Annotated in this window: 18 protein-coding genes and 1 pseudogene; 8 read left to right on the top strand and 11 right to left on the bottom strand. The window is 72.1% G+C overall.

What is annotated here, in order from left to right:
* Window positions 1-757: 757 nt before the first annotated feature.
* The 3 genes and pseudogenes from AF1_RS36630 to AF1_RS33760 form a co-directional block, all read right to left on the bottom strand.
* Window positions 758-886, bottom strand: a pseudogene (locus AF1_RS36630) (ABC transporter ATP-binding protein); the annotation flags it as partial.
* Between the two features lie 368 nt (window positions 887-1,254).
* The gene (locus AF1_RS26360; RefSeq protein WP_067804888.1) at window positions 1,255-2,034 is read right to left on the bottom strand and encodes an IclR family transcriptional regulator; all 780 of its coding nucleotides are present in this window, start codon (window positions 2,032-2,034) and stop codon (window positions 1,255-1,257) included.
* A 203-nt stretch (window positions 2,035-2,237) separates the two neighbouring features.
* Window positions 2,238-2,717, bottom strand: coding sequence for a DUF4189 domain-containing protein (locus AF1_RS33760; RefSeq protein ID WP_165488458.1), 480 nt, complete (start codon window positions 2,715-2,717; stop codon window positions 2,238-2,240).
* 615 nt (window positions 2,718-3,332) lie between these two features.
* On the opposite strand from AF1_RS33760, the gene hutH reads away from it, so the two are divergent.
* Genes hutH through AF1_RS26395 form a run of 6 tightly spaced genes read left to right on the top strand, consistent with a single transcriptional unit; the run spans window position 3,333 to window position 10,880 of the window.
* Window positions 3,333-4,877, top strand: coding sequence for a histidine ammonia-lyase (gene hutH, locus AF1_RS26370; protein WP_067804896.1), 1,545 nt, complete (start codon window positions 3,333-3,335; stop codon window positions 4,875-4,877).
* A gap of 11 nt (window positions 4,878-4,888) precedes the next feature.
* On the top strand, window positions 4,889-6,544 hold the full coding sequence (gene hutU, locus AF1_RS26375) for a urocanate hydratase (protein ID WP_067804899.1): 1,656 nt from the start codon (window positions 4,889-4,891) through the stop codon (window positions 6,542-6,544).
* Window positions 6,545-6,590: 46 nt separating this feature from the next.
* Complete coding sequence (locus AF1_RS26380) at window positions 6,591-7,790, top strand: allantoate amidohydrolase (protein WP_067804902.1); 1,200 nt, start codon at window positions 6,591-6,593, stop codon at window positions 7,788-7,790.
* Window positions 7,791-7,800: 10 nt separating this feature from the next.
* Window positions 7,801-9,156 (top strand): formimidoylglutamate deiminase, encoded by a 1,356-nt coding sequence (locus tag AF1_RS26385; protein WP_067804906.1) that lies wholly within the window; start codon window positions 7,801-7,803, stop codon window positions 9,154-9,156.
* A complete protein-coding gene (hutI, locus tag AF1_RS26390) occupies window positions 9,153-10,325 on the top strand; it encodes an imidazolonepropionase (protein WP_067804909.1) in 1,173 nt (390 codons plus the stop codon). Before AF1_RS26385 ends, hutI begins: the two co-directional genes overlap by 4 nt.
* Before the next feature lie 18 nt (window positions 10,326-10,343).
* A complete protein-coding gene (locus AF1_RS26395) occupies window positions 10,344-10,880 on the top strand; it encodes a ferritin-like domain-containing protein (RefSeq protein ID WP_067804912.1) in 537 nt (178 codons plus the stop codon).
* A 30-nt stretch (window positions 10,881-10,910) separates the two neighbouring features.
* On the opposite strand, the gene AF1_RS26400 is transcribed toward AF1_RS26395, so the two are convergent.
* Genes AF1_RS26400 through AF1_RS26410 form a run of 3 tightly spaced genes read right to left on the bottom strand, consistent with a single transcriptional unit; the run spans window position 10,911 to window position 13,647 of the window.
* Complete coding sequence (locus AF1_RS26400; protein WP_067804915.1) at window positions 10,911-11,396, bottom strand: flavin reductase family protein; 486 nt, start codon at window positions 11,394-11,396, stop codon at window positions 10,911-10,913.
* A complete protein-coding gene (gene sppA, locus AF1_RS26405) occupies window positions 11,381-13,084 on the bottom strand; it encodes a signal peptide peptidase SppA (RefSeq protein WP_067804919.1) in 1,704 nt (567 codons plus the stop codon). The genes AF1_RS26400 and sppA overlap by 16 nt, the downstream gene beginning before the upstream one ends.
* Window positions 13,085-13,140: 56 nt before the next feature.
* Window positions 13,141-13,647 (bottom strand): PaaI family thioesterase, encoded by a 507-nt coding sequence (locus AF1_RS26410; RefSeq protein ID WP_242609007.1) that lies wholly within the window; start codon window positions 13,645-13,647, stop codon window positions 13,141-13,143.
* An 82-nt stretch (window positions 13,648-13,729) separates the two neighbouring features.
* On the opposite strand from AF1_RS26410, the gene AF1_RS26415 reads away from it, so the two are divergent.
* A complete protein-coding gene (locus AF1_RS26415) occupies window positions 13,730-14,587 on the top strand; it encodes an NUDIX domain-containing protein (protein ID WP_067804924.1) in 858 nt (285 codons plus the stop codon).
* 7 nt (window positions 14,588-14,594) lie between these two features.
* Here the strand turns inward: AF1_RS26415 and AF1_RS26420 are convergent, their stop codons facing one another.
* The 3 genes from AF1_RS26420 to AF1_RS26430 form a co-directional block, all read right to left on the bottom strand.
* Window positions 14,595-14,996, bottom strand: a complete 402-nt coding sequence (locus AF1_RS26420; protein WP_242609008.1) for an ACT domain-containing protein — start codon at window positions 14,994-14,996, stop codon at window positions 14,595-14,597.
* Between the two features lie 13 nt (window positions 14,997-15,009).
* Complete coding sequence (gene glgB, locus AF1_RS26425) at window positions 15,010-17,247, bottom strand: 1,4-alpha-glucan branching protein GlgB (RefSeq protein WP_067804927.1); 2,238 nt, start codon at window positions 17,245-17,247, stop codon at window positions 15,010-15,012.
* A gap of 342 nt (window positions 17,248-17,589) precedes the next feature.
* Window positions 17,590-17,808, bottom strand: coding sequence for a hypothetical protein (locus AF1_RS26430; RefSeq protein ID WP_067804930.1), 219 nt, complete (start codon window positions 17,806-17,808; stop codon window positions 17,590-17,592).
* A 202-nt stretch (window positions 17,809-18,010) separates the two neighbouring features.
* On the opposite strand from AF1_RS26430, the gene AF1_RS26435 reads away from it, so the two are divergent.
* On the top strand, window positions 18,011-18,778 hold the full coding sequence (locus AF1_RS26435; protein ID WP_242609009.1) for a GntR family transcriptional regulator: 768 nt from the start codon (window positions 18,011-18,013) through the stop codon (window positions 18,776-18,778).
* Window positions 18,779-18,790: 12 nt separating this feature from the next.
* Here AF1_RS26435 and AF1_RS26440 read toward each other — a convergent pair whose 3' ends face one another.
* Window positions 18,791-20,218, bottom strand: coding sequence for a maltokinase N-terminal cap-like domain-containing protein (locus tag AF1_RS26440; RefSeq protein ID WP_067804932.1), 1,428 nt, complete (start codon window positions 20,216-20,218; stop codon window positions 18,791-18,793).
* The coding region (locus AF1_RS26445; protein WP_174548898.1) for an alpha-glucosidase C-terminal domain-containing protein at window positions 20,218-20,469 on the bottom strand (252 nt) is incomplete at its 5' end. The genes AF1_RS26445 and AF1_RS26440, both read right to left, overlap by 1 nt.

Consider the following 20,469-nt stretch of genomic DNA (forward strand, 5'->3'; position numbering starts at 1 on the left):
GGCGCGCGGCGCATCGCCGCGCGCCTTCGCACATGGTGCGGCTCGGATGATGCCGACCGGACGGAACAGGTTCGGGCGGGATCATCGTCATTGGACGTCCGGGCGGGCACGAGACCAAGACGACCTTCGGCCGCCTTGGCTCGGCCCGCCGACGCCCTGACAGCATCCCGCCGCTCTGCCCGCCGCCGCGAACACCCAGCACCCCGGCGCGCTCCCAGCGGCCAGCATGGACGAGGGTTCCGCGACCGGCAGCCGTGCTTGCACTCCCGTTCAAGCTCAGCACCGCACGCGGGCACGACCGCCGGCTGCTAGGCATCACGACGGACAGGCCGCAGCTCAGGCAGCGTCCGAACCCGCACCCGGCACCCGGTATCCGCTCAACGCCCCAGCAGGCGCACAAGGTTCGGCTACTTCGGTTCCCAACCAACCCCGACCCCCACCCCTTACAACGACCCGCCTCCGGCGCAGGGCTCTACCCATAAGAGCGCGTGCGACCCGGCCAGCGCGCTAAGCCACCGTCGCGCAGACTGGGCAAGGTGGGCACCGATGCAGACCCCCACGGGGCTGAGGTAGGTGAAGGGTCGCCGGGCGCGGGCTTGGGCGGGGACCCCTCCGGCGGGCCGCCCCCGGCCGATATCGGGCAGCCCCCAGGGCGCCCGGAGCCCCGGAAGGCTAGCAGCCCGCCGCCCCGCCCAAGCCCGCGCCCGGCTCCCCACAACGGCGCAGGTCAGAGCACGGGGAAGAAGTGTCACAATCCGGTATCCGTCTTCCCGGCGCCGTTCGGCCTGAGGAATCCCGTGACCTTGCCCGCCGCTACCTCCAGCGACAACCCGTCCACGGCTGTCTTGTCCCCGTGCCGTTTCGTCAGTCCCCGCAACGTGATCAATGGGGATCTCCCGCCCGATCGTCCGCCATGCCGCGATCGAACCTGGGCGCCGGGAAACGCCGGCCCCACCGCCGGACGCCACCCGTCCGCTCTGGCTTTCGTCAGCATCGGCCGGTGCGATTCCGGTCATCCGACTTGAGGAAGCACGTCCTCGATTGACCTTTCGGGTTCTCGCCGTGAGCGGTCGGTCTCCTGACCCGCACCGGGCGGCGGAAGCCGGAACCGAGTACCGGATGCCGGCCGATTTCCTGCGGGTCGGTGGTTGCTCCGGACGGCTGCTCCCGGGCCTCACCGCGACGCCCGAACCCGACATGTGGATTGAGTTGCGCTCCGTGAGCGGCGGCGGTCCTGGCTCAGGCTTCCGCAGGTCAGGACCTCGGTTCCGGGGGGAGGGGCGGGCGGCCGGTTAGGCGGGTTGTGAGGGATGCGGCTGATGTGCGGATTTGTGCTGCGAGGGTCGGCCAGGTTTCGGGTGGGTGGTCCTGGCGGCGGAAGGTGACGGTTATCGCGGCCGTGGGGTGGCCGGTGTGGTCGAAGGCGCAGGCGGCGATGCTGGTGAAGCCTTCGGTGATGTGGCCGTCTTCGCAGGACCAGCCTTGGCGGGCGTCTTCGGCGAGGGTGCGGCGCAGGTCGCGCAGGGATGTGGGGCCCTTGCCGGTGCGGTCTATGAGATGGCGGGGGAAGAGGGCTCTCACCTGGGCCGGGGGCAGGTGGGCGAGTATCGAGCGGCCGCTGGCGGTGAGATGGGCGGGCATGCGGACGCCGACGTCGGTGACCAGGGTGGCGGGGCGGGGCGGTTGTTCCTTGAGGAGGTACAGGGTTTCCGCGCCGTGCAGGATGCCGAGCTGGGCTATCTCTCCCACCTGGTCGACCAGGCGGCGGAGCAGGGGTCGGGCCAGGCGTTCCAGGGGTTCGTGGCGTAGGTAGGCGGAGCCTATTTCGAAGGCCGCTACGCCGAGGCCCCAGCGGCGTTCCTCGGGGATGTAGGTGACGAAGCCGTCCTGTGACATGGCGGTCAGGAGGTGGTAGGTGCTGGAGCGGGGGAGTCCCAGGGCCCGGGCGATGGAGGAGGCGGGGAGCGGGCCGGGCGCGGCTGCGAGCAGGCGTAGCACCGCCAGGGCGCGGCGGGCGGCGGGGACCTGGGGCATGGCCGCATTGTCTCGTATCTGAGACATGGAGTGGATTGCCGGGAGGGGCGCCGGCCGGGTCCACTGGTGGCCGTCGTCTCCGCCCCCTGAGCGGCATCACCTGACGCACCACATCGTGGGTCGCCCGTGGTTTGTGCCACCGCTCCCGTCCTGTGGAAAACGCCCCGGTCGCCCGGAGCGTCTGGGGGAGCCCTACTCCCTCTCTACCGGGTGGTGCACACCCAGACGGTCCAGCGGCCGCCGCCCGCGTTGGATATCGCGTTCCTCTGGGCTTCGGACCGTGTGTCGCCATGGCCGCCCCAGTACTTGTTGGTCCTGGGGTTGTACGCGACCGCGCCGCAGCCGTTGACGAACGTCGTGAGGACCTTGCAGCCGGAGGTCGGACACTCGTTCAGCGCCCGCCTTCTGGCGGCGGCCGGGGAGTCGTAGTCCCATGCCTTGCCGACGGCGCCGTTACGTCCCACGGCGATGGCCCCGTAGTTCCTCGGAGGGGGTGAGTACGTGGTCTCCGGGGCGGTCGGCGTCGGGCTGGGCAGGGTCGGCGGGCTGTAGCTGGGCGGAGTCGGGAGGTCCGAGATCGTGGGTCTCGCTGCCGCTGATGTGGCCGGTGAGTCGTCGGAGCCGGCCCACAGCAACAGGACGGTGCCGCCGCCGATCAGGAACAAGAAGGCCGTGACGGCCACGATGACGATGACCGCCGCATTGTTGTTCGGCGGCTGAGGGCCGGGCGGCCTCCACCCCGGCGGGCCGGGCGGTGGCGGCCCCCATCCCGGCGGACCGGGCGGGCCGGGCGGAGGCCGGTAGGCGGGTGGACGACCGCCATGCGGCGGTGGTGGAGGTTGCACGGTGACCGCTCCCCAAACTGCGTCGATATCCGGAAGATCATAGCGATTCCCCATCGAACGGATAGACGGCCTTCGGTGGCCCGGCGCCGTCCTGGCCTGCACTGGCAGACTCGCCAAATCAATGAAAACGGAATGAAATTCCGTCCAAAATGGCCACTGATTTGGTGGAATCAAGCAGGTGTAATGAGGGGAGTGATGCTCGGGAAATGCGGCGCCGACCACACCGCTCGCTGGCCGACCGGCGCCACCCGCCGCTGCAACCTCGCCCACTCTGCCGCCGACATCATCGGATGAAGCAGTCGAACGGCTGGGAACTCGCTCAAGTCCGGCCGGGGCTTCTCCTCTGGATCACCCCGTCCGGCGGCCGGTACCTCGCCCGATTGTCTCGTATCTGAGACAGAGGGGGTGTTCGGGGGGTGGGGCATCGGGCCGGGGCACGCTCCAATGGTGGGTATGGGTGTTCCTATGGTTGAGGTCGGGCCGGAGGCGCTGACGTTCGAGCAGGTCGTCGCGGTCGCGCGGGGTGGCGCCCGGGTCGGGCTGACCGATGAGGCGCTGAAGCTGATCGGTGCGGCGCGGGCCCATATCGAGGAGCTGTCGGCTCGCCCCCTGCCGGTCTATGGGGTTTCGACGGGGTTCGGGGCGCTCGCCACCCGGCACATCGCCCCCGGGTTGCGGGCGCAGTTGCAGCTCAACATCGTCCGGTCCCATGCGGCCGGGTCGGGGCCCGAGGTCGAGCGGGAGGTCGTCCGCGCGCTGATGCTGCTCAGGCTGCGGACGCTCGCCACCGGGCGGACCGGCGTCCAGCCCACGACGGCGCGGACGCTGGCGGAGCTGCTCAACGCCGGCATCACCCCGCAGGTCTTCGAGTACGGAAGTCTCGGGTGCTCGGGGGATCTCGCGCCGCTCGCCCATGTCGCGCTCGCGCTGATCGGTGAGGGGTCGGTCAGGGACGCGGGCGGCGAGCTGAGGCCGGCGGCGGAGGCGCTCGGCGAGGCGGGGATCGCGCCGGTCGAGCTCGGCGCCAAGGAGGGGCTGGCCCTGCTGAACGGGACGGACGGGATGCTCGGCATGCTCGTCCTCGCCATCTGCGATCTGCGCGAGCTGCTCAGAGCGGCCGATGTCGCCGCCGCGATGACCGTCGAGGCCCTGCTGGGGACCGACCGGGTCTTCGCCGCCGATCTGCAGGCGCTCAGGCCGCATCCGGGGCAGGGCACGGCGGCGGCGAACCTGCGGGCGCTGCTCGCCGCGTCCGAGATCATGGAATCGCATCGCGGGCCCGACTGCACCCGTGTCCAGGACGCCTATTCGCTGCGGTGCGCACCCCAGGTGAACGGGGCCGCGCGCGACACCGTCGACCATGCCGAAGCGGTCGCGCGGCGGGAGATGGCTTCGGCCATCGACAATCCCGTCGTGCTGCCGGACGGACGCGTCGAGTCGAACGGCAATTTCCATGGGGCGCCCATCGCGTATGTGCTCGACTTCCTCGCGATTCCCGTGGCCGATGTCGCGTCCATGTCGGAGCGGCGCACCGACCGGCTGCTCGACAGGGGGCGTTCCGGCGGGCTGCCCGCCTTTCTCGCCGACGATCCGGGCGTCGACTCCGGGCACATGATCGCCCAGTACACGCAGGCCGGGATCGTGTCGGAGCTGAAACGGCTCGCGGTCCCGGCGAGCGCCGACTCCATTCCGAGTTCGGCCATGCAGGAAGACCACGTCTCGATGGGGTGGAACGCGGCCCGGAAACTGCGCCGGGCGGTGGACGGGCTGGCCCAGGTGATCGCCATCGAGATCCTCACCGCCGCGCGGGCCCTGGACCTGCGCACCCCGCTGCGTCCCGGTCCGGCGACCGGCGCCGTCGTCGCGAAGCTGCGCGAGGTCGTGCCGCCGCCCGGCCCGGACCGCTACCTCGCCCCCGAGATCGCCGCCGCGACCGCGATGGTCCGGGACGGCTCGCTGGTCGCCGCCGCCGAGGCCGTCACCGGCCCGCTCTGCTGAAGGAGCCGAACATGTCAGGTCCCCGTCCCGTCCGCGCGCCGCGCGGCACCTCACTGACCGCCGCCAAGGGCTGGCCGCAGGAGGCCGCCCTGCGCATGATCCAGAACAACCTCGATCCCGAGGTCGCCGAGCACCCCGACGAGCTGGTCGTCTACGGCGGCTCGGGGAAGGCGGCCCGGAGCTGGGACGCCTTCGACGGCATCGTCCGGTCGCTGTCCGAACTGGAGGGGGACGAGACGCTGCTCGTCCAGTCCGGCAAACCGGTCGGGATCTTCCGGACGCACGAGTGGGCGCCCCGGGTGCTGATCGCCAACTCCAATCTCGTCCCGCAGTGGGCGACCTGGGAGGAGTTCCGGCGGCTGGAGTCGCTCGGCCTGACGATGTTCGGGCAGATGACCGCCGGGTCGTGGATCTACATCGGGACCCAGGGCATCCTGCAGGGGACGTACGAGACGTTCGCGGCGGTCGCGGAGAAGCGGTTCGGCGGCTCCCTGGAAGGGACGATCACGCTGACCGCCGGGCTCGGCGGGATGGGCGGCGCCCAGCCCCTCGCCGTCACGATGAACGGCGGTGTCGCGATCTGCGTGGAATGCGACCCGTCCCGGATCGAGCGGCGTGTCGCGCACCGGTACTGCGACGTGCGGGCGGAGTCGCTGGACGAGGCGCTGCGGCTGGCGGAAGAGGCCAGGACCGCGAGGCGCCCGCTGTCGATCGCCGTGCTGGGGAACGCCGCCGACATCGTCCCCGAACTGCTCGGGCGCGGCGCGCCGATCGACATCGTCACCGACCAGACCAGCGCGCACGACCCGCTGATGTACCTGCCGCGCGGCATCGCGTTCGAGGACATGGTGGCCGAGCGCGCCAAGGACCGGGACGGCTTCATCGCCAGGGCCCGGAACTCGATGGCCGCGCATGTCGAGGCGATGGTCGGATTCCAGGACGCCGGAGCCGAGGTCTTCGACTACGGGAACTCCATCCGCGGGGAGGCCCAGCTCGCCGGATACGCGCGCGCCTTCGAATTCCCCGGATTCGTGCCCGCCTATATCCGGCCGCTTTTCTGCGAGGGCAGGGGGCCGTTCCGCTGGGCGGCGCTGTCCGGTGACCCGAAGGACATCGCCCGGACCGACCAGGCCGTTCTCGACCTGTTCCCGGACAACGAGCCGCTGACCCGCTGGATCAGGATGGCGGGGGAGAAGGTGCGTTTCCAGGGGCTGCCGTCCCGGATCTGCTGGCTCGGCTACGGCGAGCGCGACAAGGCCGGTGAGGTCTTCAACGACCTGGTGGCGCGCGGTGAGATCAGCGCGCCGATCGTCCTCGGCCGCGACCACCTCGACTGCGGCTCGGTCGCCAGCCCGTACCGGGAGACCGAGGGCATGAAGGACGGTTCGGACGCGATCGCCGACTGGCCGCTCCTCAACGCCATGCTCAACACCGCGTCCGGCGCGACCTGGGTGTCCGTCCACCACGGCGGCGGGGTCGGCATCGGCCGGTCCATCCACGCGGGCCAGGTCTGCGTCGCGGACGGGACGGCCCTCGCCGGCGAGAAGCTCCGGCGTGTCCTGACCAACGACCCCGGCACCGGCGTCATGCGGCACGTGGACGCCGGATACGACCGCGCCGCCGAGGTCGCCGCTGAGCGCGGCGTCCGGATTCCCATGAATCCGTGAGCGGCAGCGAACCGGGGGGTGGGGGCGCCCCCAGGGAGGGAGGGCCATGAGTTTCGAGGAGATGTGGGCGGAGTTGCTGCCGATCGGGCGGGACGAGACGTCCGGCGGCTACCACCGGTTCGCCTGGACCCCGCCCGAGCTGGAATGCCGTGCCTGGTTCCGGGACGAGGCGCGCCGCCGCGGCCTCGCCGTGGAGAACGACGCCAACGGCAACATGTTCGCCTGGTGGTTCCCGGAGGACGGAAAGCGGCACGACGCCGTCCTGACCGGCAGCCACCTCGATTCGGTGCCGGGCGGCGGAGCGTTCGACGGGCCGCTCGGCATCGTGTCCGCGTTCGCGGCGATCGACCTTCTCCGAGCACGCGGCGTCCGGCCGGAACGGCCGATCGGCATCGCGGCGTTCGCCGAGGAGGAGGGCGCCCGTTTCGGTGTGGCGTGCCTCGGGTCACGGCTGCTCTCTGGGGCGATCGACCCGGCGCGGGCGCGCGCGCTGACCGACGGCGGCGGCCACACCCTTGCCGAGGTCATGCACAACGCCGGCCTCGACCCCGCCGCGATCGGCCCTGACGACGACCTCCTCGGACGCGTCGCCTGCTACGTCGAACTCCACGTCGAACAGGGCAGAGCCCTGGAGCAGCCGGTCGGGGTGGCCGGTTCGATCGTCCCGCACGGCCGGTGGCGGTTCGGGTTCGCCGGCGAGGGCAACCACGCCGGGACGACCGCCCTGGGCGACCGCCGCGACCCGATGCTGCCGTTCGCCCGCATGGTCATCGCCGCACGGGAGGCCGCCGAACGCAACGGCACGGTCGCGACCGTGGGCAAGGTGGCGGTCGTGCCGGGCGGGGTGAACGCGATCGCCTCGTCCGTCACCGCCTGGCTGGACGCCCGCGGCCCGGCCGACGACGCCGTCCGCCGCACCGTGAAGGAGATCGACGAGGCCGCCCGCGTCGCCGCGCGCCCGCACCGGGTGTGCGTCGAGTTCGCCGAGGAGTCCTACACCGAGATCGTCGACTTCAACCTCGCCCTGCGCGACCGGGTCGACAGGGCCCTGGACGGCGTGCCCGTCCTGCCGACCGGCGCGGGCCACGACGCGGGCGTCCTGTCGGCACGGCTGCCGACCGCGATGCTGTTCGTCCGGAACCCGACGGGGGTCTCGCACGCGCCCGCCGAGTTCGCCGAACCGGCGGACTGCCTGGCCGGAGTGGAGGCCCTTGCCGCGGTACTGGACGACCTGGCGCGCGGGTAGGGGTTCCGGTATGCAGTGGCATGCCCAGTTCGCCTGGCTCGGAGACGGTGTGGCGGCCGATGTGCTCATCGAGGCCGACGGCGAGCGCATCACGAGCATCGCGCCCGGCGTCCCGTCCGCCCCCCACGCCCAGCGGCTGCCCGGCCTGACTCTTCCGGGCCTCGCCGACGCCCACTCCCACGCCTTCCACCGCGCCCTCCGCTCCCGCGTCCAGGCCCACTCCGGGACGTTCTGGACGTGGCGGGAGCAGATGTACAAGGTCGCCGACCGGCTCGACCCCGAGTCCTACCGCGCCCTCGCCACCGCCGTGTTCGCCGAGATGGCCCTCGCCGGGATCAGCTGCGTCGGTGAGTTCCACTACCTGCACCACCGGCCCGGCGGCGCCCCGTACCCGAACCCGAACGCGATGGGCGAGGCGCTGATCACCGCCGCGGCCGATGCCGGAATCCGGATCACCCTCCTCGACGCCTGCTATCTCACCGGCGGCATCGGCCGTCCGCTGCAGGGGCCGCAGCTCCGGTTCGGCGACGGCACCGCCGGCAACTGGGCGCGCCGCGTCGACAGCCTCTACGAGCAGATCGGCAAGGCGGGCCGGCTGCACGCCCGCGTCGGCGCCGCGATCCACTCCGTCCGGGCGGTGCCGCGTGAGCAGGTGCGGGCCGTCGCGTCCTGGGCGCGGGAGCACCGCGCGCCGCTGCACGTCCACCTGTCCGAGCAGCCGGCGGAGAACGAGGCGTGCCTGGACGCCTACGGCATGACGCCGACCCGCCTGCTCGCCGAGTCGGGGGCGCTCGGCGCGCTCACCACCGCCGTCCATGCGACGCACCTCACCGACGAGGACATCGGCCTCCTCGGGACGACCATGACCGGCGTGTGCATGTGCCCGACCACCGAACGCGACCTCGCCGACGGCATCGGCCCCGCGCGCGCTTTGGCCGATGCGGGTTCCCCCATCTATCTCGGCTCCGACCAGCACGCGGTCATCGACATGTTCGAGGAGGCCCGCGCCGTCGAACTGGACGAACGCCTCCGCACCCGCGCCCGCGGCCACTGGACGGCCGGGGAACTGCTCGCCGCCGCCACGTCCAACGGCCACTACGGGCTCGGCTGGCCCGAGGCGGGACGCCTGGAACCCGGTGCCTACGCCGACCTGGTGACCGTCGACCTCGGCTCCGTCCGCACCGCCGGCGCGGGGCCCGGCTACGCCGCCGAGGCCGCCGTCTTCGCCGCCACCGGCGCCGACGTCCGGCATGTCGTGGTGTCCGGCCGCCCGGTCGTGCACGACGGCCGCCACCTGCTGATCGACGACGTCCCCGCCGCCCTCGCCGAGGCCGTCACCGCCGTCACCCGGGAGGAGCCTGCTTGAGCACGGTCATCAGGAACATCGGGGAACTGGTCACCAACGACCCCGGCGCCGGCGACGGCCTGGCCGTCGTCCGGGACGCGGCCCTGGTGATCGAGGACGGCGCCGTCGCGTGGACGGGCCCGTCCACGCGGGCGCCCGCCGCCGACGAGTCGTTCGACGCCGCCGGACGCGCCGTCCTGCCCGGCTTCGTCGACTCCCACGCGCACCTCGTCTTCGCCGGTGAACGCGCCGAGGAGTTCGCCGCCCGGATGAGCGGCCGCAAGTACGCGGCGGGCGGCATCCGCACGACCGTCGCCCGCACCCGTGCCGCGTCCGACGACGACCTGCGCGCCAACCTGCGCCGCCTGGTCGGCGAGATGGCCCGCCAGGGCACCACGACGGTCGAATGCAAGTCCGGCTACGGCCTCACGGTCGAGCAGGAGGAACGCGCCGTCCGCATCGCCGCCGAGGTCGCCGACGAGGTCACCTACCTGGGCGCCCACGTCGTCCCCGCCGAATACAAGCACGACCCCGCCTCCTACGTGCGGCTGGCCGCGACCGAGATGCTCTCGGCCTGCGCCCCGCACGCCCGCTGGGTGGACGTCTTCTGCGAGGAAGGCGCCTTCGACGCCGGTGAGGCCCGCGAGGTCCTGGAGGCCGGCATGAAAGCCGGCCTGAGCCCCCGCCTGCACGCGAACCAGCTCACCCAAGGCCCCGCCGTGCAACTCGCGGTTGAACTGGACGCCGCGTCCGCCGACCACTGCACCTTCCTCAGCGACGCCGACGTGGACGCTCTGGCCTCGTCCCAGACTGTCGCGACCCTCCTGCCCGGCGTCGAGTTCTCCACCCGCCAGCCGTACCCCGCCGCCCGCCGCCTCCTGGACGCGGGCGCCACCGTCGCCCTCGCCACCGACTGCAACCCGGGCTCCTGCTACAGCTCGAGCATGGCGTTCTGCATCGCCGTGGCCGTCCGCGACATGCACATGACACCGGCCGAGGCCGTCTGGTCCGCCACCGCCGGCGGCGCCCGCGCACTCCGCCGTACCGACGTCGGCCACCTCGGCGTGGGCGCGCGCGCCGACGTCCATGTCCTGGACGCCCCATCCCACATTCACCTCGCCTACCGCCCCGGCGTCCCGCAGACGGCGGCGGTGTGGAAGCACGGGCGCCGGGTAGAGCCCCCGCAGTAGTCGACTGTGGAGGCCCCCATGGCTGAGTTCCTGACGGACATCAAGACCCTGCGCGAGCGTGCCCGCCAGGAGATCGACAAAGGACCGATCACCGAGGCGTACGGCGCGGACGTCGGGCGCGTGATCCAGGTGTGCAACGAGGCCCTGGCCACGGAGATCGTGTGCACGCTGCGCTACAAGCGGCACTACTACACGGCCACCGGCATCCACGCCGAGGCCGTGGCGGGCGAGTTCCTTGAGCACGCGGCCGAGGAGCAGCAGCATGCCGACATGCTGGCGGAGCGGATCGTCCAACTCGGCGGCGACCCCGACTTCTCGCCCGACACGCTCACCACCCGCGCGCACGCCGAGTACGACGCGAGCCTCGACCTCGTTGAGATGATCAAGGAGGATCTGGTCGCCGAACGGATCGCCATCGCGTCCTACACCGAGATCGTCCAGTGGCTCGGTGACGGAGACCCGACCACCAAGCGCGTCTTCGAACGCATCCTTGCGCAGGAGGAGGAGCACGCCGACGACCTCCGCGGCCTCCTGGAGCGCCTCCCCAAGACCTGAGCGCGGACGCGGTCCCGCACGTGGCTCTCCCTACAAATAACGGCGGTTGACCCTTATCAAGGGGTGCTGGCCGCCGGCTATGTAGTCCGTTGCGAGGACCTCGGCCACGAAAAGGGTGTGGTCGCCGGCTTCCATGGCCTGGCGGGTTTCGCATTCCAGGGCGGAAACACCGGTTTCGGGGATCAGGGCGCCGGAGTGTTCGCCGCGGTGATGGGGTTCGGCGGCCAGGAGGATACGGGCGCTCGGCCGGCCCTCGGCGGCGAAGCGGCCCGCCAGGGCGCGCTGGGACGCGGAGAGGACGGTCGCGGCCCAGCGGTTCTGGCGGTTCAGGACCTCCGACAGGTAGGACGATGTCGCCACGCTCGCCAGGACCATCGGGGGCTCCAGCGAGACCGACATGAACGAGGTGACCGTGGTGCCGAGGTCGTCGCGGCCGTCGCGGACGGTCAGCACGACCACGCCCGTGGCGAAGCCCGCGACGGCCTCGACGAAGTCGCCGCTCAGCGGATCTCCCAGGTGCCCGGGAGGGTGAGCGGGCCCGCGGCGGGCAGGCCGAGCCGGGCGGCGAGGCCGCCGAGGGAGCCCCAGGCGTCGAAGCGGGCGGACGCGGCGGTGCGGTCCTCGCTGGACTCCGGCGGGCGGAGCCGCTCAAGCGGTGAGGTGTGCGGGTAGAGGCGGACCGGCGCGCCGGCCGCCAGGCCGGACTTCTTGCGGGCCAGGGCGAAGGCCATGTCGAGGCCGCCGAGTTCGTCGACGAGACCGTGTTCCCTGGCGTCGGCGCCCGTCCAGACCCGGCCCCGGGCCAGTTCGTGGACGCGTTCGCGGGACAGGCCCCGGCCCTCGGCGACCTTCGCGGTGAAGTCGTCGTAGATCCGGTCGAGGGAGGCGTTGACCCGCTCCCACTCGGAGTCGCTGAAGTCCTTGGTGGCGCTCAGCATGCGGGCGTGGTCGCCGTCGGCGACCGCGCCGAGCCCGATGCCGACGCGGTCCAGCAGACCGTTCACCACGGCCTTGCCGACGACGACGCCGATCGAGCCGGTGAGCGTGCCGGGCTGCGCGACGATCGTGTCCGCGGCCATCGACACGTAGTAGCCGCCGGACGCGGCGACGTTGCCCATCGACACGATCACCGGTTTGCCGGCGCGGCGGGCGAGCACGACCTCGCGCCAGATCGCGTCGGACGCGACGGCGGAGCCGCCGGGGCTGTTCACGCGGAACACGATGGCCTTGACGCGGTCGTCCTTCACGGCGGCGCGGAACGCGGCGCCGATCGTGTCCGAGCCCATCGCCGGACCGGAGTTCGGCAGCGGGCCGCCGCGTCCGCTGCGGCCGAGCCGGATCGGCCCGTGCCCGTTGATCAGCGCGACGACGTCCTGCCCGCCGGGCTGCGGCAGCCGGCGCGTGAGTCCGTGCGTGCGGCTGTAGCGGGAGACGTAGCGCAGTTGCGCCTCCTCGCCGAACTGCTCGCGCAGGTCGGCGTAGACCTCGTCGCGGTAGGCGAGCCGGTCGACGAGGCTCTCCTCCAGGGCCTCGTCGGCGAGGAACGGGCCGCGGTCGACGAGGTCGCGGACCTTGTCCTCCGGCAGGCCGCGGGCGGCGGCGATCCCGGCGGTGATCTGCTCGCCGAGCGAGGTGACGAGCCGCCGGGACGACTCCTCGTGCTCGGGCGTGTACGTCTTCTCCATGAACGTGTTCGCCATGGTCTTGTACTCATGCCGCTTGGCGAACCGAGGCTGGATGCCCGCCTTCTCCAAGGCGCCCGCGAAGAACGGCTCCTCGATCGCGACACCGGTCAGCCCGACCTCGCCCGTGGGCTGCAGGTAGATCTTGTCGAACGCGGTGGCCAGGTAGAACGGCACGGTGCCGCGGCCGCCCTCGCCGAACGTCTCGGCCCAGGCGACGGTGTGCTTGCCCGCGTCCCGCAGCGCCTGGACGGCCTCGCGCAGTTCCTGGACGAGCGCCAGCCCGATGCCGCCGGAGACCTTCACGACGAGGGCGCGGACCCGGCTGTCGGAGCGGGCGCGGCGCAGCCCGTCCAGGACGTCCCGCAGGTTCGTCCGGCGCATGGACAGGATCGCCGAGATCGGATCGGCGGGCGCGGTCTCCACGATGCCCTCGGTGAGGTCGAGTTCGAGGATCAGTGGGGCCGTCCGCCGGTCGCGGGCCTGTTTGATCACGTTGACGACTGTGCCGGGATCCACCATGGCCCCCAGCCTATGCGTTCGGCCGGGCCCTTCCCGCGCCCTTCCCGCGCCCTCGGTCAGCGGGCGAACGCCTTGTTCGGGATCACGCTCGCGGACGCCTGGGCCACGGGACGGCCGCGCGCGTCGCTGATCACGGCGTTGGACACCATGCGGGTGCCGCCGGGGTGCACGCACGTCCCGGTCACCGTGTACGTCTCACCGGCCTGGACACCGCGCAGGTAGTCGACGTTCAGGTTGAGCGTGAGCATCGGCATGAAGTGCTCGCCCGTGCTGCTCGCCGCCAGGCAGACGGCGTTGTCGAGGATCATCGCGATGTAGCCGCCGTGGACGGTGCCGCCGGGGTTGCAGAGCCGGTCCGCGGGCGTCCACGCGATGTCCACCCGGCCCGGCTCGGCGGACGTGAGGACCTGCCCGATGTAGTGGTTGATGTCGGAGATCTGGGGGAACCGCCCGTCCGCCATCGCCTGGATCAGTTCGGCGCCCGACAGGGTGTTCCACAGGTGGGCGGCCTCCCGGTGGGCCTGCGGGGTCGCCTCGCCGCTCAACTCGCTCTCCCTGCTCACGGTGATCTCCGAATGCTATTCGGTGATCGCGGGCCCGGCACTGTGCCGTTCATCACGGGTGCCCGGCGCTATCGTCGGATGCATGGGAGACGGCGATGGATGGGCCGGCTGCGAGCTCGGGCACACCCACTGGGGACGGTTCGGTGCCGCGGGGCTGCTCGCCTACCACCGCGACCCCGGCGGCCAACTGTGGATCCTGCTGCAGCAGCGCGCCTGGTGGGGGATCGGCGGCGGAACGTGGGGCATGTTCGGCGGCGCGCTGCACAGCCACGAGGACGTCGTGTCGGGCGCGCTGCGCGAGACGTCCGAGGAGTGCACGCTCGACACCGAGGTGGTCGCGGTGCACGGCACCAGCGTCGAGGACCATGGCGGCTGGTCGTACACGTCCGTGATGGGATCGCTGTCCGAGCGCCTTCCCGTGGACCCCGCGTCGCGGGAGACGCGCAGGGCCGAATGGGTGCGCGCCGAGGAGGTCACCGAGCGCAGGCTGTTCGAGCCGTTCGCGCGGTCATGGCCCCGTCTGCAGGACGCGATGCGGCGGCTCGTCCTCGTCGTGGACGCGGCGAACGTCGTGGGCGCGCGTGCGGACGGCTGGTGGAAGGACCGTGCCGGAGCCAACGCGCGGCTCCGCGACGACCTGAAGGCCCTGGGCGGCGGCGTGCAGGGGCTGCCCGGCGGTGTCGTCCCGTTCGACCGCTGCTTTCCCGAGGTCGTCCTGGTCGTCGAGGGTGCCGCGCGGCGGGTCGCGGACGAGCCGTCCGACGGGGTGAAGGTCGTGGCGGCGCCCGGCAGCGGCGACGACCGGATCGTGGACCTCCTGCGGCAGGACCGTCCCGACACCGCGCACCTCGTCGTCACGGCCGACCGGGAACTGCGCGCCCGCTGCGAGGCCGCGGGCGCCGCCGTCACCGGCCCGCGCTGGCTCCTCGACCGCCTTTAGACCTCGGCTAGACCTCGACGCGGTGGCCCGCGTCGCGCAGCGCCGCCGTCGCGTCCTTCAGCCGGTGCTCGGGAACGAGGACGAGATCGGCATGGTACGTGGACGCGACGAAAACGGGCACCTCGGCGTCCGCCAGCGGCCCCACGATCGCCGCCGGCGTACCGGGCACGTCCCGCCCGCGGCCCGCGCCGCCGTAGAAGCCGACCCAGCGTTCCGCTTCGGCGAACGATGATGCGTCCCGCACGATGGTGAGGCCCTCGGGGGCCCGCACCAGCGCGATCCACTCGTCGTCCTCCGGGAACGTCGCGTGGGGCAGGTGCTCCACCGTGAACTGGCCGGGGACGATGTGCAGGCGCGTACCCCCGTGGGGGGACGGCTCTCCGCGCCGCATGGAGAAGCCTTCGGTCATGCGCCCACCCTATTCAGGCGCCTTGTTCAGGCACGAGCCACACCGCGCCCAGTGGCGGAACGCGCAGCACCGCGGACGCGGGCAGGCCGTGGGACGGTTCGGCGGTCGCCTCGACGCGGCCCATGTTGCCGACACCGCTGCCGCCGTACTCGTAGGCGTCGGTGTTGACCACCTCCCGCCAGCCGCCCGCGCGGGGCAGGCCGAGCCGGTAGTCCTCGTGCGGGTTCCCGGCGAAGTTGACGACGCACGCCATGACCGGCGGCTCGCCGTCGTGGGACGTCCCGTACCGCAGGTAGGAGAGCGTGTTGCCGCTCGCGTCGTTGCCGTCGATCCAGCGGAACCCCTCGTGGTCGCTGTCACGCGTCCACAGCGCGGGCTCGGCCCGGTAGGCGCGGTTCAGGTCGCGGACGAGCTTCTGCAAGCCCAGGTGGTCGGCGCCCTCGGCGGCGTTGTCGAGCAGCCACCAGTCCAGCGGGCGCTCCTCCGCCCACTCGGCGCCCTGCCCGAACTCCTGCCCCATGAACAGCAACTGCTTGCCGGGGTGCGACCACATGTAGGCGAGCAGGGCGCGCAGCCCGGCGAACTGCTGCCAGGCGTCGCCCGGCATCTTGCCCAGCAGCGACCCCTTGCCGTGGACGACCTCGTCGTGCGACAGCGGGAGGACGTAGTTCTCCGAGAACGCGTACACCAGCGAGAAGGTGATCTCGTTGTGGTGGTAGTGCCGGAACACGGGCTCGTGGCGCAGGTATTCGAGCGTGTCGTGCATCCAGCCCATGTTCCATTTGAACCCGAACCCGAGCCCGCCGAGATGGGTCGGACGGGACACCCCCGGCCATGCCGTCGACTCCTCGGCGATCGTCATGATGCCGGGGTTGCGCTTGTAGACCGTCGCGTTCATCTCCTGGAGGAACGAGATGGCCTCCAGGTTCTCGCGGCCCCCGTAGATGTTCGGGGTCCACTCGCCCTCCTTGCGCGAGTAGTCCAGGTACAGCATGGAGGCGACGGCGTCGACGCGCAGCCCGTCGATGTGGAATTCCTCCAGCCAGAACGACGCGTTCGCCACCAGGAAGTTGCGGACCTCGGCGCGGCCGAAGTTGAACACGAGCGTCCCCCAGTCCGGGTGCTCGCCGCGCGTCGGATCCTCGTGCTCGTAGAGGGCGGTGCCGTCGAACCGGCCCAGCGCCCACTCGTCCTTGGGGAAGTGGGCCGGCACCCAGTCCATGATGACGCCGATACCGGCCTGGTGGAGCCGGTCGACGAGGTACCGGAAGTCGTCGGGGTCACCGAACCGTGCCGTGGGCGCGTAGTAGGACGTGACCTGGTATCCCCAGGAGGGGCCGTACGGGTGCTCGGCGACCGGAAGCAGTTCCACGTGCGTGAAACCCATGTCGCGCACGTAGTCGGTGAGTTCCTCGGCCAGTTCCCTGTAGCCGAGCCCAGGGCGCCAGGACCCGAGATGCACCTCGTACACGCTCATGGGTTCGCGCAGCCAGTCGCGCTCCTTGCGGCCGTCCATCCACGCGCCGTCGCCCCACTCGTAGGACGAGGTGAACACGCGCGACGCCGTCGCCGGAGGACGTTCGGTGGACTGCGCCATGGGGTCGGCCTTGGTGCGCAGCACGCCGTCCGCGCCGAGGATCTCGTACTTGTAGCAGATGCCGTCGCCGATGCCCGGGATGAACAGTTCCCAGATACCGGTGGAGCCGAGTGACCGCATCGGGTGGGCGCGGCCGTCCCAGTGGTTGAAGTCGCCGACCACGCGCACACCGCGCGCCGTCGGCGCCCACACGGCGAAGGCCGTTCCGGTGACGGTGCCGAACGCGGACGCGTAGGAGCGGACCCGCGCGCCGAGCGCCCGCCACAGTTCCTCGTGCCGTCCCTCGCCGATCAGGTGCAGATCGAGTTCGCCGAGCGTCGGCAGGTGCCGGTACGGGTCGTCCTGGATGGTCTCGATGCCGTCCCCGTAGGTGACGGCGAGCCGGTAGTCGGGGACGGCGAGCGGCGCCTCGTGCTCGCCGCCGCCCGCGAGGGACACACCGCCCGGCAGCGTCCCGGTGAACAGCCCCTGGTGGAAGTGGCGGAGCGGATGCCGGTCCCCGTCCGGCAGGACGACCTCGACCTTTTCCGCGAGGGGCCGCAGCGCCCGCACCGTCACGCCGTCCCGGCCGGGATGCGCCCCGAGGACGCCGTGCGGATCGTGATGGTCGCCGCCGACGAGCCGGGCGGTCTCCGCGCGCGTCACTCGTGCCATGACCTCATGGCCTCCCGTCACTGAGCTTTCACCTCAGTAGAGGTGCCCCGAGAAGCGGCGGACTCACATGACGGGGCGCCCTGTTTTCCCGCGCTCGACGCGCATGACCGGGCGGGGCGGCTGCGGCCGCACGGGCGGGCCGACTCCTCGTCGGCGGGGTCGCGCCGGATGGGTGCCGCCCGTGCGGCCACGACTACCTGGCCCCGGCGGTGACATCGACCCCACCGCCCCGGGCTCCATTCCTATGTCACTTCAGCGACATAAGTACCTGCCGTACCGGGGGTCTCGGCCCGGCCCGCCCCCGCCCGCGGGCCGGGCCGCGCCGTTCCCCACGACGTCCTTTCACCTGTTCCCGCATCCCCCGCGAGCCTGTTCGGCGAGCAGCCCGCGGAGCCCCGCCGAGTCGTCCGCGGCCACCGTCATCGCACATCCGGCCTGGAGTTCGGCGTCGGTGAGGTCGCGGCTGCGGGTCGCGTACCAGCGTCCCGCGTCGCTGCGCCACACCTGCCAGCCCGGAAACTCCCCCTCGACGGCCGCCTTCAAGTCCTCGAAGTCGCCCATCAAGGTCGTCCCTTCCCCGAGGCCGTTCTTCTGTATACAAAAGTCTTACTCGGCCCAAGAGGTGTCAAGCTATCCGTAAGCGGACCATGCCCCCGCGGATAGCGCGGGGAAGGCATGGATCGCAGGGAGGGACCGGTCTGAATCGAACGCGGAGGCGGACAACGTTCGAACGCCGTGCCGGACGGGACAGCGGAGCAGGGAGGTGACGCCGGTGCCGGACCGTCCCGCCTACCTGCGCATCGCCGACACGCTGCGGGAGGCGATCAGGGACGGCAGCCTCCCGCCGGGGACACGGCTGCCGACCATCGCGGAGCTGTGCGAGACCCACGGCGTCTCGGAGATCGTCGTGCGCCAGGCGGTCGCGCTGCTGCGCGGGGAGGGGCTCGTCGAGACCCGCCGCGGCGGCGGCACGCTCGTCAAGGTCATCCCGCCGGCGCGCCGTGTCGCGATGGACCGCTACCGGGCGGTGAGCCGGCCGCTGGCCGTCCCCGAGACCACGTTCACCCACGACCAGAAGATCACCTGGGCGGAGTACCGGCTCGACAAGGAGTTCACCCGGGTGCGGGCGGACGACGAGCTGGGCGCCCTGTTCGAACTGCCGGCGGGCACCCGGCTGCTGCGCCGCCGGTTCGTCTTCTACGCGCGCGGCGAACCGCAGCAGATCTCCGTCAACTACCTGCCGTGGGACCTCGTCGCCGACACGCCCGTCTGCGACCCGGCGCGCGAGCCGTGGCCCGGCGGGACGCTCGCGCAGCTGACGTATCTGGGGCATCCGCCCGTCCGGGTCGAGGAGTCGGTCCGGGCCCGGATGCCGACACCGGAGGAGGCCGAGACGCTGCGGATGAGCGGCGGCGTGCCGGTCCTCGGCATCACCCGCCGGATGCTGGCGCGGGCGGGCGTCATGGAGGTCTGCCGCGAGATCGTGCTGCCCGCCGACCGCGTCGTGCTCGACTACGCGATCGATCTGTGACCGCCCGCGCGGTCAGCCCGCGAGGTGGGCCAGCGACTTCAGCGGGACGGGCAGCCAGGCCGGGCGGTTCCGCGCCTCGTACCGGACCTCGTACACCGCCTTGTCGTACTCGAACGCCCGGACGAGCGCCTCGTGCGCGGCCGGGTCGGGGCCGCCGGCCGCCGCGTAGCCGGCGCAGAACGCGGCCCGGTTCCGTTCCGCCCACGCCCGGGCGCGCAGCTCCAGCTTCTCGGCGCCGTCGGGTGACAGGTCGCCGTCCCGCGCGACCAGGAACCGCGCCGCGTACTCGAAGGAGCGCAGCATCCCGGCGACGTCCCGCAGCGGATGCGTGAGGGCGCGGCGCTCGACCGGGGTCCGGGCCGGCTCGCCCTCGAAGTCCAGCAGCAGCCAGCCGGCGTCGGTGCGCATCACCTGCCCCAGGTGGTAGTCGCCGTGGACGCGCTGGAACGGCAGCGACACCGCCTCGGCCGCGACCCGGTCGAACGCCGCACGGATCGCGGGAGCGTACGGGCGCAGCCCCGGGACGGCGGCGGTGACCTCGTCGAGCTGCTCGTTCATGGCGAACACGATGTCGCGCACCACCGCGGGCGGCATCTGCGTCACCCCGAACGCGGCGGCGAGGTCGCGGTGCACCTGCGCGGTGGCCGCGCCGAGCCGCTCGGCCTCCGCCGCGAAGTCGCCGCCGGCCTGCCCGGCGCCGCTCGCGGTGAACGGCCCGTCCCCGGGCGGCATGGGCTGCGCGAACCAGTCGCGGACGCTCGTGAGTGCCAACTGCCAGCCGTCGGTCGCGCTGAGCAGGAACTCCGACAGCAGCGCCAGTGTGACGGGCTCGTTCCCGGTGAAGGCGTCGCCGGGCTCCATCTCGATCCAGCCGTGCACGGCGGCGATGTGCCGGCAGCCCTGCCGGGACAGCGCGAGGTTGACCTCCAGGTCGGGGTTGATACCGGGGGACAGGCGCCGGAACAGCTTGCAGATGTAGACGCCGTCGAAGATCAGCGAGGTGTTGGTCTGCTCGGCGGAGCTCGCCAGGGCGTCCAGGTCGGTGCGGATGCCCGTGCCGGGTGCGCGGCGAAACCGCAGCGGCCCGATGTCGGTCTCGTTCGCCATGTTCGCGAGCAGGGTCCGGGTCAGCTCCGGGTCGTGCACGGCGTCGTAGACCGCGCCGGCGATGCCGTGCTCGCCCTCCGCCCGGCCGATCTCGCAGGGCAGCAGCCGCTCGGGCATGTGCTCGCGGACGCCGAGGAGCAGCTGGTAGTGGTCGACGGTGTCGTGCTGGCGGACGTCGAGGACGAGATGGTGCATGGCGGGGTCGCCGGAGACCAGCTCGGTGGCGGTGCCGATGGTGAGGTCGTCGATGTCGTCGCCCTTGCCGCCGAACCACCGCTGGCCGGGCAGCCAGTCGGCCAGGAGCCGGGTGAGGGAGGTCTCGGACGGCCGCATCACAGCATCCCTTCACCCGGTTCGTGCTCACCGGGCGGCGGCACGAGGAACCAGTAGAAGCCGTGCCCGGGAAGCGTCAGCAGATAGGGGAGCTCACCGATGGCCGGGAACTGGACGCCGCCCATGCACTCGATCGGGGTGGAGCCCTGGAAACGCCGCAGGTCGAGTTCGACCGGCTGCGGGAAGCGCGACAGGTTGTTCACGCAGAGGACGGTGTCCATGCCGCCCCACTGGTTGGTGTCCTTGCCGTT

Origin of the sequence: Actinomadura formosensis NBRC 14204, assembly GCF_001552155.1 — a bacterium.
Lineage (GTDB): Bacteria > Actinomycetota > Actinomycetes > Streptosporangiales > Streptosporangiaceae > Spirillospora > Spirillospora formosensis.

Bases quoted from the DNA above. Each gene is read 5' to 3' on its own strand.
- AF1_RS26395 (WP_067804912.1), top strand. From the start codon at position 10,344: ATGGCTGAGTTCCTGACGGACATCAAGACCCTGCGCGAGCGTGCCCGC.
- AF1_RS26360 (WP_067804888.1), bottom strand. From the start codon at position 2,034: ATGCCCCAGGTCCCCGCCGCCCGCCGCGCCCTGGCGGTGCTACGCCTG.
- sppA (WP_067804919.1), bottom strand. From the start codon at position 13,084: ATGGTGGATCCCGGCACAGTCGTCAACGTGATCAAACAGGCCCGCGAC.
- AF1_RS26385 (WP_067804906.1), top strand. From the start codon at position 7,801: ATGCAGTGGCATGCCCAGTTCGCCTGGCTCGGAGACGGTGTGGCGGCC.
- AF1_RS26440 (WP_067804932.1), bottom strand. From the start codon at position 20,218: ATGCGGCCGTCCGAGACCTCCCTCACCCGGCTCCTGGCCGACTGGCTG.
- AF1_RS26420 (WP_242609008.1), bottom strand. From the start codon at position 14,996: ATGACCGAAGGCTTCTCCATGCGGCGCGGAGAGCCGTCCCCCCACGGG.
- AF1_RS26380 (WP_067804902.1), top strand. From the start codon at position 6,591: ATGAGTTTCGAGGAGATGTGGGCGGAGTTGCTGCCGATCGGGCGGGAC.
- hutH (WP_067804896.1), top strand. From the start codon at position 3,333: ATGGGTGTTCCTATGGTTGAGGTCGGGCCGGAGGCGCTGACGTTCGAG.
- glgB (WP_067804927.1), bottom strand. From the start codon at position 17,247: ATGGCACGAGTGACGCGCGCGGAGACCGCCCGGCTCGTCGGCGGCGAC.
- AF1_RS26415 (WP_067804924.1), top strand. From the start codon at position 13,730: ATGGGAGACGGCGATGGATGGGCCGGCTGCGAGCTCGGGCACACCCAC.
- hutU (WP_067804899.1), top strand. From the start codon at position 4,889: ATGTCAGGTCCCCGTCCCGTCCGCGCGCCGCGCGGCACCTCACTGACC.
- AF1_RS26430 (WP_067804930.1), bottom strand. From the start codon at position 17,808: ATGGGCGACTTCGAGGACTTGAAGGCGGCCGTCGAGGGGGAGTTTCCG.